We start from the raw sequence: 11,882 nt of genomic DNA, 5'->3' as shown, positions 1-11,882 counted from the left end.
GCGTTTTATAGTGGGGAATACGCAAGAGCCCACTTCTTGCTTATCGCCAGAGAAACTGTAGTTATGGAATTTAGTTTTTGCTGTCAATTTACCAGCTTTTACAGCTTTGTCAATGAAATACAAAAACAATTTACCCTTAATATTAGCTTACAACAAGCAAGTTGTAAGCTAATAAACTGGCTATTCATCCCACGCTCAATCGAAGATTAGAGCGTGGGATGAATCGCCGGATAAGCTAAAATTGAAACCAGCAGCGCTAACGGACAGGTGGCGAAACTTCTAACCCCGCGCGATCGCGTCCCCCAATTTCTGGGGCTACCATGGATACCATGGGCGGATTCCCTTCCGCTAACGTCGGTACCGAACCGCGCAACCGGGCGGTTAACTGTTGCGTTGTCGAGTCATACATCTGCGTGACTAGCTTGGGATACAAGCCAATACCAATAATCGGCACCAGCAAACAAGCAATAATAAACACCTCACGGGGTTCCGCATCTTGCAAAACCTCATGTTCCACCAGTTCCTTATTCTCAGAACCGTAGAAGATTTCCCGCAGATTGGACAGCAGATAAATCGGTGTCAGAATCACCCCAACGGCAGCTAAAAAGACCACAATCACCTTAAACGTGGAATTATAAGCATCCGACGTGGCAAATCCGACAAACACCATTAACTCTGCCACAAACCCACTCATCCCCGGTAACGCCAGAGACGCCATGGAACAAGTCGTCCACATGGCAAAAATCTTCCGCATCTTTTGACCGACACCCCCCATTTCATCCAACATCAGGGTATGGGTGCGGTCATAAGTTGCCCCAACTAAGAAGAACAGACTCGCCCCAATTAAGCCGTGGGACACCATTTGCAACACCGCCCCACTCAACCCCAAGTCGGTAAATGAGCCAATCCCAATTAAAACAAAGCCCATGTGGGAAATCGAGGAATAGGCAATCTTGCGCTTGAGGTTGCGTTGGGCAAAAGAGGTTAATGCCGCATACACGATATTCACCACCCCTAAAATCACCAACACTGGGGCAAAATAGGCATGGGCATCGGGTAACATCCCGGCATTCATCCGAATCAGGGCATATCCACCCATCTTCAACAGAATCCCCGCCAGCAACATGTGAACGGGTGCGGTGGCTTCGCCGTGGGCATCCGGTAACCAAGTATGCAAGGGGAAAATCGGTAACTTCACCCCGTAGGAAATCAGAAACGCCGCATAGAGCAACAATTCTAGATTAATCGCATAATCCTTCAAGGCGAGCGATCGCATATCAAAGGTGACAGTATCCCCATAGAATGCCATCGCCAAGGCTGCAATCAAAATAAACAGCGAACCCCCTGCCGTATACAGAATAAACTTCGTCGCCGCATACAGGCGCTTTTTGCCACCCCAAATCGATAGCAGCAAATATACCGGAATTAACTCCAGTTCCCACGCCAGGAAAAACAACAGCATATCCTGAACTGCAAACACGGCAATTTGACCGCCGTACATTGCCAGCATCAGGAAGTAAAACAGCTTCGGCTTCAGGGTGACGGGCCAAGCCGCCAGGATAGCTAATGTGGTCATAAACCCCGTCAGCAGTACCAACGGCATGGATAAGCCATCCACCCCCACCGACCAATTCAAGTCCAGCGTGGGTATCCAAGCATATTTTTCCACCAATTGCAAGCCCGGATTGTCAAAGTCATAGTTGATGACAAAGGCACAAACGATCAACGTAAAATCAATTAGCCCAACAATCAGGGCATACCAGCGTTCCCAGACGCCATTCTTGTCGGGCAATAAAGGAATGCCCAGAGAAGCGACGATGGGAAACAGAATAATTACGGTTAACCAAGGAAAATCAGTCATTAGTCATTAGTCATTGGTCATTGGTCATTGGTCATTGGTTATTCGTCATTAGTCATTAGTCATTCGTTATCAAGTGAACTAACTCTGAACGAATGACAACAGAGACACAATTTGCCACAGGATAGAACAAAGGACAAATGACAAATGACAAATGACACATTATCAAGACAACCCAGAAACAATCACAAAACCGAGAACTGCCCCAAAAACAATCAGCGCATAGAATTGGGCGCGACCGTTTTCGAGATATTTCAGTCCTTCACCACTGATCAGGGCAACTAAACCGGTTAAATTAACCGCACCATCCACCACACGGTAGTCTACTTCCATCACTTGGCGGGCGAGGCGACGACTTCCCTGGACGAACAGTCGATTATAGATATCATCGAAATACCACTTGTTGAGGGAAAAATTGTAAAGCGATGTAAAGTTTTTCGCGATCGCACCCGGGTCAATTTGACCCATCCGGTACATCAGGGATGCCACGGTAATGCCAATTAAGGCAATCCCCACCGAGGAACCCGCCATCACCAGAAACTCACTCCAGTTAAACGCCGCTTCATGACTCACCACTTCCGCCACGGTTTCGCCGGGGGCGTGGATAAATTCCTCAAAGTAGTTATTAAAGGGCATCCCTACCAAACCAACTAGAGTGGAGGGAACAGCAAGTAACAGTAAAGGTAAGGTCATGGTTAACGGAGATTCATGGGGAGACTCACTATGCCCATGATCATGATCCTCAGCCTCTAATTCCCGTCTATCCATGGCACCAGGTCCAAACGCGGGTAAGGGTTCAGCCACAGCCCCTTTAATTTGTTCCTTAATGCTGGTGATATTGCCTCGGAAATCGCCCTCAAAGGTCATGAAATACATCCGGAACATATAAAAGGCAGTCAGTCCAGCCGTTAGCCAACCGACAACCCACAGTCCTGGAGACGCAGTAAAGGCATTACCTAAGATTTCATCTTTTGACCAGAATCCAGCAAAGGGAGGAATCCCACAAATTGCCAGAGTTCCAATTAAAAAGCAGAGCGAGGTAATTGGCATATACTTCCGCAATCCCCCCATCAGCCGCATATCCTGGGCTAAATCCGGATCATGACCCACCACGGCTTCCATGCCATGAATCACGGAACCGGAACAGAGGAAGAGCATGGCTTTAAAATAAGCGTGGGTCATTAGGTGGAATAGTCCGGCACTGTATGCGCCAATTCCCATTGCCATAACCATATAGCCCAACTGGGAGATGGTGGAATAGGCAAGACCCTTTTTGATGTCATTTTGGGTCAAAGCGATGGTTGCCCCTAAAAAGGCGGTAAATCCTCCCGTCCAGGCAATCACCGTCATCGCCACGGGAATATTTTCAAACACCGGGTACATCCGGGCAATCAGAAATACCCCAGCCGCCACCATTGTCGCGGCGTGAATCAGTGCAGAAATTGGGGTCGGACCTTCCATCGCGTCAGGAAGCCAAACGTGCAAGGGAAATTGAGCAGATTTGGCAACGGGTCCTAAAAAGACTAATACAGCTAACAGGGCGGCGAGTCCGCTGCTAATATAACCGGATTCGACAAAAGCCTCTAGGTGGGCACCGATGACATCAAACTCAAAGCTACCGGTTGCCCAGTACAGCCCTAAGATGCCTAAGAGTAGACCAAAGTCCCCCACGCGGTTCACCACAAAGGCTTTTTGACAAGCATCGGCGGCGGCTTTGCGATCGTACCAGAATCCGATGAGTAGGTACGAACACATGCCCACCAGTTCCCAGAAAATATAAACCTGTATCAGGTTGGGACTAATCACCAGACCCAACATTGAGGAACTAAACAGGCTCAAATAGGCATAGAAGCGCACATACCCGGAGTCGTGTGCCATGTAGCCGTCGGTATACACCATGACCAGAAAGGCGACGGTCGTAACGACGACAAGCATCAACGCCGTCAGGTTATCGATGGTATACCCCATCATCAGGTGAAAATTCCCCGCTGCCGCCCATTCCAGGGTACGGGTAAACGGTTCATGTCCGTGAAATTGACTCCAGAATATGGCAAATGACAGCACCATCGCCGCCCCCAGCAGGGATACGACGAACACGGAGGATAACTTCCGTAACTGATTCGTGGTTTTGTTGAATGAGATAAGCCCTAAGCCGACTAGCATTGCCCCTGCCAAGGGCAAGACCGGGATCAACCAGGCATATTGATAAAGCGGTTCCATGGAAGACAGCTTACTTTAGATTTCTTTACTATTTTGACAAACTGTAAACAAGTGTGACATTTGATATCCTACCCGACTTCCTGACTTAGCGGGAGATGAGGGAGCTGGGGAAGCCGGGGTAGCTGGGGTAGCTGGGGGAGATGAAGAGGATAAATTAAATGTTTGCCCAGTTTGTTTGGAGATACATATCATAAGTGGAGTGAAGTTGTACCATACCTATTCAACAAGAAAGTTGACTCGGTGTGAGCCAACCTCCAGCAAGAATGTTTATGTATAGGACTATCGGAACTAGCTTCTGCAATGGAGCAAAGCGCTTCTTCCTCCAGATGCTCCTCTGGTATGGAATAGGACCCCTGTTTCATAGTAAGATCGCTCGATGAAAGAAGCGCTACTCATGCATGCAAGGCTGAGGAGTGTCAATGTCTAAGCTTTCTGCCCTCCTGCCTCCTGCCTTCTTGGACTAGGCGACTGATTGAGTTGCACTCTCTAAGGCGGTATGAGTTAAACCTTGCCCAATAGATGCTGAAAACTGTGATTGATTGTTCCCGATCAGATTTTGAATCGCCAAGCGCAAGTCATCTCGTCCTTGAAAGCCTTCTAATCGCTCCACTAACTGACCGTTTTCAAATAAGAGCAAGGTGGGTAAAGATTTGAGTTGATAGGTACTGGCAAGCCTGAGACTATTATCTGCATTCACCCGCACTACTTCAATCCGATCGCTCCATTCCTGCTGTACGTCCTCCAACATTGGCTGAATTAGGCGACACAGCCCACACCAAGGTGCCCAAAAATCAACCAGAACCATCTTGGAGTTTTCTAAAACGTATTGCTTAAACGTCTGCTCGTTCACCGACAACACCATTATCCCTCGAATTCTATTGGATTTTTACTCGCTTCCTTGGGATCATGCTACATCGAATTGGGATTATTTGAACAATAAATCCACTAATCTTACCAATTTATTTGGGCAGTTGCTCGCATGAGTATAGGATGCGCCCACCACAACAAGCCGACAAAGCCGATTACGCCTAGATAGGCGGGACGGATAAATTCATCCCATTTCAGGGTTTGGCGTCCCTGAATCACGGCAAGGAAGGGAAAAACAGAGGTACGCTCTTTGACAGACTCAAAGGCTTCACCATAGCGCTTGGAGAGCCGTTGATCCCCATGCCAAACGCCAAAACAATGGTGCAAAATTAATCCTACCGAGGTGAGTAGGGTGAAGCTGGTGCCAATCCAGAGGGTGTGAGCAATACACCAAATCACCTGTCCCACCATTTGCGGATGTCGGGTAATGCGAATGATGCCGGTTTCGTAGAGGTGAACTTGGGGTTTCTGGATAGCGGCGATTTCTAACAGGTTGAATGTGGCGGGGTAGAGAAACAAAAAAGAAACCCCTGAAAGCCACCAGACGAGGGACTTGATCACCGGAATTCCCTGCACCCGCCACAATTGAATCCCATCATAGCGGTGGTTGAAAAAGTAAATAATTAATACAACGGCAAGAGATAGGCTAACCAGAGCAAATAAAATTCGATAGAACCTCGCGCCAATCCGTTGTTCAGCCCAAGGTCGCAGTGCAGCTAGACCACTATGCGCGATCGCAAAGCTCAAAAGTAGTCCAGCCATTACCCAATGACTGGATGTCACGTTAGTCAAGACCCCCATAAATCCTGATGTTGATTCATTGCACAATTCATCCTAGCAAGAATACTCAAAGAGTTGATCCCGTGTTGTGTTACTGTCGATTTCAGGCAGAGGTTTACATGTTCGTTTTTGGCAATTCCTACTATCGTTGACGTTAAATCCCATCTTCAACCCCCCTGGGATTGCCTGTTATTGCTCCTTTTTTGATGGTTTAGCTCCTATGTCTGACCTTCCTTTCACTCTCGATCAACTCCGGATTCTCAAAGCAATCGCTTCTGAGGGGAGTTTTAAACGTGCTGCTGATAGTTTGTACGTTTCCCAACCAGCTGTGAGTTTACAAGTGCAAAACTTGGAACGACAGCTTGATGTCCCCTTATTTGACCGAGGCGGGCGTCGCGCTCAATTGACAGAAGCCGGACACTTACTCCTAAGCTACGGGGAGAAAATTCTCACCCTTTGTCAGGAAACCTGTCGGGCGATTGAGGATTTACAGAATCTCCAGGGTGGGACGCTGATTGTGGGCGCCTCTCAAACCACGGGTACCTATCTCTTACCTCGAATGATTGGCTTGTTTCGACAGAAGTATCCCGATGTGTCGGTACAATTACAAGTTCACTCGACGCGCCGTACTTCTTGGTCTGTTTCCAATGGACAGGTTGATTTAGCCATCATTGGCGGTGAAGTCCCCACGGAACTTCAAGAAACGTTAAATATTATGCCTTACTCGGAAGATGAGTTGGCGTTAATTTTACCTGCCTTCCACCCCCTGGCAAAGGTGGGAACCGTGCATAAGGAGGATTTGTATAAGTTACAATTTATTGCGCTCGACTCCCAATCCACGATTCGTAAGGTAATCGACCAGGTTCTCACGCGCTGTGATATTGATACCCGACGCCTGAAGATTGAGATGGAACTCAACTCAATTGAGGCAATTAAAAACGCCGTGCAATCGGGATTGGGTGCAGCGTTTGTGTCTATTTCAGCCATCGAAAAAGAATTGCAAATGGGTGTCTTATACCGAGCAACGATAGAAGGCGTAGTGGTGAAGCGAACGCTGTCTTTAATCGTCAATCCCCATCGCTACCGTTCCAAAGCCGCCGAAGCCTTCAGTCGGGAAATTTTGCCCCAGTTTGCGCCTCCAGGATGGGAAGAAAAATCACCTTCCTCGCCGCCAATAACTGCTCCTAAATTGAATTCGGCATCGTCTCAACCTGCATCGTCTCAACCGGCAGGTTAAGGACGATTGCTCGAAAGATTTTCGGTTGAAATTGCCGGAGTGTAGAGGTGTGAGAGTGCAGGAGTAAGATTAAGCTACCTGTAGGGGTACGATATGTCGTGCCTCTACTCGGGAATGAATAGTCTGTCAACTACCGCACACCAACCCTTAGGGTATGGTGTGGGCTTGAATAAAGCCTGTTGACCAGACGGCTAGACTTGACTTCGCTCAGTCTAGCAGCCGTGGAGTATTCCGGAGGCTTGGATTAAAACAAATCCCGCAGGGGGTTGCGTTTTATGCTACCCTGCTAGAGCAGAAATCAAAAAAGCACCAACCAGAGCGATAGCCAATGTGCCAGCGTTATTGTCTGTCATAAGCCGCCCTGTCCAATCACCCCGTATTATATAGGATTACCGTGTACTCTATAAAATCGCCAACATGGAGCTTGATATTCAGTCGGGATAATCACTTAAAGTTGAGAGAAAAACACACATTTTTAGCTAGAAGCGGTAGTCTATCTAGGAAAAGGTGAGAGGAGTAAGGTTGTGGAAGTTGTCAAAGAGTACGTCCAGCGGTGGTACGAAAGTGGATTAGCGCCCGACGAATATGTTTGCCATCAAAAGCAGGGGAATTTAGTCGAGATAGAATCAGTCGCCACAGGAAAGCGTCAGACGGTTCTCACGTTCTGTACGAATGATGTCTTGGGTCTGGTTCAGAACGAGGCGGTTCGCCAAGCAGCGGTTGATGCTATTTTTCAATACGGTACGTCCAACAGTTCAACCTCAGTCCTGAGTGGTCGCATCGATTTGCATCGGCAGCTCGAGCAAGAGATTTCGGAGTTTAAGCACCTACCCCATACCCAACTCTTTTTGAATGCGTGGATGGCGATGCAAGCCCTAATGGATGCGTTCTGCCATTTGGCTATTCCCGTTCCTGGCTTTCAGCATACCCGTGAGACATTAATTTTGACTGATGTCCTCAACCATGGCTGTATTCTCTCAGCCGTCGTCAACGCGGGAACTCGTTCTGGAAAGTTATTTGGTCATAGTCCGCGTGTGCGGGTGAGAGCCTATCGCCACTGTGATGTAGAGGACTTATCGCGTAAACTGCGTCGCTATGCTCGTCCCCAAGATCGAATTATGGTGATTTCTGATGCAGTGTTCTCCATGGATGGGGATATTGCCCCCCTCCCCGATATGATCGAGGTGCTGCGAAATTACGAAGGCAGTGTCTTGGTGATGGACGAGGCTCATGCCAGTGGGGCGATTGGGGCGACAGGTGGCGGAATCTACGAGCATTTTGGTATCCTACCCCAATACACCATGGAGCAAGGTGTTGTGCCGCTGATTATGACCACATTCTCCAAGTTTGCCGCATCAGCAGGGGCGGCAATTAGCAGTCCTTTGGCAGAATTGATTCCCTTATTAAATGTTTCTCCCACGTCTATCGGCACCGTTTCCCTGTCGCCACCTCTGGCAGCCGCCGCATTGGAGAGCATCCGTCAGGTGCGCCGTCATCCCGACATGGTGAAAAAGCTTCAGGCAAATACTCGCTACTTGCGATCGCGCTTAGTCGAAGCCGGATTTGATGCCATTGGTGAAACTAACGTTATCCCGGTTATTTTACCCTCAGAAATTAATCCGAAATTGTTTGGTCAGTATATGTTAGAGAATCATGGGATTTGGGTATCACCCATTTGGTTTATTGCCAAACCCCGTATCCGGATGACGGCAAATGCTCTGCATACGAAGGAGGAAATGGATAAATTAGTCGCCGCCATGGTAACAACACGGGATTTTTTATATAAACCCATGATCAGCGCCTAACTTGTCCTGGGTTATTGGTTATTTGATCAACGACAAATGACAAATGACAAAATTCGCACTGTAGCCACTCCAGCCGACCAGAACTTGTTTCTGGATGTACCTGCACGAGTCTATGGCAATGACCCCAATTGGATATCGCCGCTGCGTAGCGATGTAGCGAAGCAGTTTGCCCCCGATAATCCCTTTTTTGGCTACGGCAAATTACAGCAATTTATTGCCCTCGACTCGTCTCACCCTTCCCAAGCGGTGGGGCGAATTGTGGCGGCGGTGAACCAACGGTTAATTGAACGAGAGGGGAAAACGGTTGGTTTAATTGGGTTTTTTGAATGTGTCCAAGATTGCGCGATCGCGCAATCTCTCCTAAATGCGGCTTGTCAGTGGTTGCGGGAACAAGGAATGACGGTGGCGCGGGGACCCATTGATTTATCAACCCACAATAATTGTTTATTTTTGGTCGATGGCTTTGATACACCGCCCATGGTGATGATGCCCTATAATCCCCCCTACTATCCCGAATTTATGGAAAAAGAGGGTTGGCAGAAAGCGAAGGATACTTATGCTTATGATTTTCCCTTAGATAAGCCCTTATCGGATAAATTTAAGAAAGCCTATCAGATTGCCTGTAAATCGGGTATAACGTTTCGCCCGATTAGAACCAAAGGGCAAGGATTTGAACAAGATTGTATCAGTCTTTATCACCTCTTTAACCGTGCCTTTGCCAATAATTGGAGTTCTGCACCGAGAACGGAGGCAGAATTTCTAGAAGAAGCCAAGTCATTACAGAGTTTAGTTGATCCAGATGTTTTTCCCATTGCCGAAGACAACGGTGAAATGATCGGCTTTTTTATGGGATTACCGGACTATAATATTCCCCTAAAACACGTTAAGAGGAAACTAAACTGGCTAGGAATTCTCAAGTTTATTTGGTATCGTCGCCAGATTGACCAAGGACGGGTAATTGCAATTGCTTCATTGCCGGAATATCGCCGCAAAATGGTACCGCTGGCATTAATTTATTTGGGAATGCAAGGGGGGATTAAGAAGGGCAAGCCCTATAAGCGGGCAGAGTTAGGTTGGGTATGGGAAGATAATTTTCCGTCTCGTAAGTTGATTGAAGCATCGGGAGGAACAATTTATAAGACGTATCGAATTTATGAAAAAACGCTGTAGTCAGTATCAGCCTAATTTGTCTGACTTAGGATTTACGGACAGCCTTTATTTGTAGGGTGTGTTAGCGTAGCGTAACGCACCATGACCGCTAGAGAGTTTTATTGAAGTTGTAGTAGACGAGCTAAAATACTTTAGCTGGTGGTTTGTTTCGAGAAAGTTCGATGATAGCTGGGCGATTAATCAATTAGTCAAGGTTCTTGAAAAATCAGTAATTATAGAGGACGATTTAGATTTGCTCAAGCATTTTCTTGACCTTGCTGAGTCGATGCCACTGGCGATAATAAAATGTTTAAGCTTGATGACTATGGCTCAAACCAATTCAGGTCAGTATTGGTTAGCTTCTTATCATCACGAAGAGTACCGCGCTATTTTGTCCGCAGTCCTTAAAAGTAAAGATGAACAGACTCGTCAAACAGCAAAAGAGCTGATTAATCGCTTATTAGTCCGTGGCTTAGATTTTAGATACTTATTACCAGAAGGGGAAGCGTTAAATCCTCTGTACTCATGTGGATAATTTCAGTAAAAGATACTTAAAAAAAAATTCTAAAAATTGCTCTTTTGGCAGTTAAGCAACCATGACCACAACAACTAAACCACTCACCATAGCTGACTTTCTAAAACTTCCCGAAACCAAACCATCTAGCGAATTTATCGACGGTAAAATCTATCAAAAACCCATGCCACAAGGGAAACACAGCACTCTCCAAATATGCCTCGCCAATACAGTAAACGAGGTGGGATTTCCTGAAAAAATCGCTTATGCTTTCCCCGAATTACGCTGCACGTTTGGCGGACGCTCTATTGTGCCAGATGTTGCCGTCTTTCGATGGGAGAGAATTCCCTTCGATGCTGATGGAGAAGTGGCAAATGTATTTGAATGTTCTCCAGATTGGACAATTGAAATCCTCTCACCAGACCAGTCACAAACCAGGGTAACAGATAATATTTTATTCTGTCTCAGACATCAAACCAGATTAGGGTGGTTGATTGATCCTGATGAGAAAGCCGTAATCTGTTTTTATCCCAATCAATTACCAGAAATTATGCGACAACCAGAGGATAGACTACCTGTACCCGATTTCCTCAGTCTACAGCTAACCGTTGAACAGGTATTCTCCTGGCTGAAACTGGGACAGCGTTTGTAAATCACAGGTGTGCGATCGCGAAAATCAATTGTCGCTAATCCCCACAGTATTGTTCATTAATATACTACAACTCTTGTGATTGGTGGGTTACGGCGGACACCGAATTAAATGGTGATTTTTTGAATTGAATTACCGCCTAACCCACCCTACCTGGTATTATATTTTATTGCTCAAGGCTCTAACTTATGCTTCGGTCAACATGATTATCACGCCCAGCTTAGGCAGGGACTACAATTGAATCAAGGTATCAAGGGCAGTTCACTATGACAACAGCAACACCAACGCCTCAATCCCAGAAAAGGAGCGCTGAACCAGTTATTACCTTAAAAGGCGTTAGCTGGCAAACCTTTAAGACATTACTGGCGGAAATTGGCGAAGACCGAGCCTGTAGAATGGCTTATGATCAGGGAGTATTGGAAATTAGAATGCCACTGGAAGACCATGAAGAACCCAAACGACTGCTTGAAGACTTTGTGACAGCTATAGTTGATGAATTGGGTATTGAACTTAGAAGTCTTGGTTCATTGAGCTTGAAGCGAGACGATTTAACTCGTTTTATCGAGCCGGATAGCTGTTTCTATATCCAAAATGAATCACGAGTCAGAGGTAGACGAATCAACCTGGAAATTGACCCACCGCCTGATTTAGCGATTGAGTCGGATTATACCAGTTCCTCTGTTGATAAACAATCCATTTATGCGGCGTTGGGGGTTCCGGAATTGTGGAGATATACTCGTCAAACTCTCCAGGTTTATCAATTAGTTGAAGGAGAATATGAACTGAGAGAACAAAGCATGACG

At 46.7% G+C, this 11,882-nt stretch carries 11 protein-coding genes; 7 read left to right on the top strand and 4 right to left on the bottom strand.

Annotation, left to right across the window (positions count from 1 at the left end):
• Positions 1-210: hypothetical protein (locus tag RIG27_RS09680; protein WP_446344635.1), on the top strand; the 210-nt coding region annotated here is incomplete at its 5' end.
• 46 nt (positions 211-256) lie between these two features.
• Here the strand turns inward: RIG27_RS09680 and ndhD1 are convergent.
• From ndhD1 to RIG27_RS09660, 4 genes are all read right to left on the bottom strand, one after another.
• Complete coding sequence (ndhD1, locus tag RIG27_RS09675; RefSeq protein WP_446344633.1) at positions 257-1,861, bottom strand: photosynthetic/respiratory NAD(P)H-quinone oxidoreductase subunit D1; 1,605 nt, start codon at positions 1,859-1,861, stop codon at positions 257-259.
• Between the two features lie 162 nt (positions 1,862-2,023).
• Complete coding sequence (locus RIG27_RS09670; RefSeq protein ID WP_446344631.1) at positions 2,024-4,078, bottom strand: NAD(P)H-quinone oxidoreductase subunit 5; 2,055 nt, start codon at positions 4,076-4,078, stop codon at positions 2,024-2,026.
• A gap of 460 nt (positions 4,079-4,538) precedes the next feature.
• Positions 4,539-4,940, bottom strand: a complete 402-nt coding sequence (trxA, locus tag RIG27_RS09665) for a thioredoxin (protein WP_446344629.1) — start codon at positions 4,938-4,940, stop codon at positions 4,539-4,541.
• 89 nt (positions 4,941-5,029) lie between these two features.
• The gene (locus tag RIG27_RS09660) at positions 5,030-5,707 is read right to left on the bottom strand and encodes an NnrU family protein (RefSeq protein ID WP_446344627.1); all 678 of its coding nucleotides are present in this window, start codon (positions 5,705-5,707) and stop codon (positions 5,030-5,032) included.
• 238 nt (positions 5,708-5,945) lie between these two features.
• Between RIG27_RS09660 and RIG27_RS09655 the strand changes: the two genes are divergently transcribed.
• The 6 genes from RIG27_RS09655 to RIG27_RS09630 all read left to right on the top strand — a co-directional run.
• Complete coding sequence (locus RIG27_RS09655; protein ID WP_446344626.1) at positions 5,946-6,962, top strand: LysR substrate-binding domain-containing protein; 1,017 nt, start codon at positions 5,946-5,948, stop codon at positions 6,960-6,962.
• A 524-nt stretch (positions 6,963-7,486) separates the two neighbouring features.
• Entirely contained in the window at positions 7,487-8,767 is a 1,281-nt protein-coding gene (locus tag RIG27_RS09650; RefSeq protein ID WP_446344624.1) for an aminotransferase class I/II-fold pyridoxal phosphate-dependent enzyme, read from the top strand.
• 36 nt (positions 8,768-8,803) lie between these two features.
• Positions 8,804-9,937, top strand: coding sequence for a hypothetical protein (locus tag RIG27_RS09645; RefSeq protein WP_446344622.1), 1,134 nt, complete (start codon positions 8,804-8,806; stop codon positions 9,935-9,937).
• Positions 9,938-10,169: 232 nt separating this feature from the next.
• A complete protein-coding gene (locus RIG27_RS09640) occupies positions 10,170-10,451 on the top strand; it encodes a hypothetical protein (RefSeq protein WP_446344620.1) in 282 nt (93 codons plus the stop codon).
• Between the two features lie 61 nt (positions 10,452-10,512).
• Positions 10,513-11,082 (top strand): Uma2 family endonuclease, encoded by a 570-nt coding sequence (locus RIG27_RS09635; RefSeq protein ID WP_446344618.1) that lies wholly within the window; start codon positions 10,513-10,515, stop codon positions 11,080-11,082.
• Between the two features lie 263 nt (positions 11,083-11,345).
• Positions 11,346-11,882, top strand: a 537-nt coding sequence (locus RIG27_RS09630; protein WP_446344616.1) for a Uma2 family endonuclease, incomplete at its 3' end; no start/stop codon positions are given.

Source organism: Coleofasciculus sp. F4-SAH-05 (assembly GCF_040222985.1).
GTDB lineage: Bacteria > Cyanobacteriota > Cyanobacteriia > Cyanobacteriales > Coleofasciculaceae > Coleofasciculus > Coleofasciculus chthonoplastes.
Note: the sequence above shows the minus strand (reverse complement) of the source record. Positions and strands in the feature narration are given on the sequence as shown.

Bases quoted from the DNA above. Each gene is read 5' to 3' on its own strand.
- ndhD1 (WP_446344633.1), bottom strand. From the start codon at position 1,861: ATGACTGATTTTCCTTGGTTAACCGTAATTATTCTGTTTCCCATCGTC.
- RIG27_RS09670 (WP_446344631.1), bottom strand. From the start codon at position 4,078: ATGGAACCGCTTTATCAATATGCCTGGTTGATCCCGGTCTTGCCCTTG.
- trxA (WP_446344629.1), bottom strand. From the start codon at position 4,940: ATGGTGTTGTCGGTGAACGAGCAGACGTTTAAGCAATACGTTTTAGAA.
- RIG27_RS09660 (WP_446344627.1), bottom strand. From the start codon at position 5,707: ATGGCTGGACTACTTTTGAGCTTTGCGATCGCGCATAGTGGTCTAGCT.
- RIG27_RS09655 (WP_446344626.1), top strand. From the start codon at position 5,946: ATGTCTGACCTTCCTTTCACTCTCGATCAACTCCGGATTCTCAAAGCA.
- RIG27_RS09645 (WP_446344622.1), top strand. From the start codon at position 8,804: ATGACAAATGACAAAATTCGCACTGTAGCCACTCCAGCCGACCAGAAC.
- RIG27_RS09635 (WP_446344618.1), top strand. From the start codon at position 10,513: ATGACCACAACAACTAAACCACTCACCATAGCTGACTTTCTAAAACTT.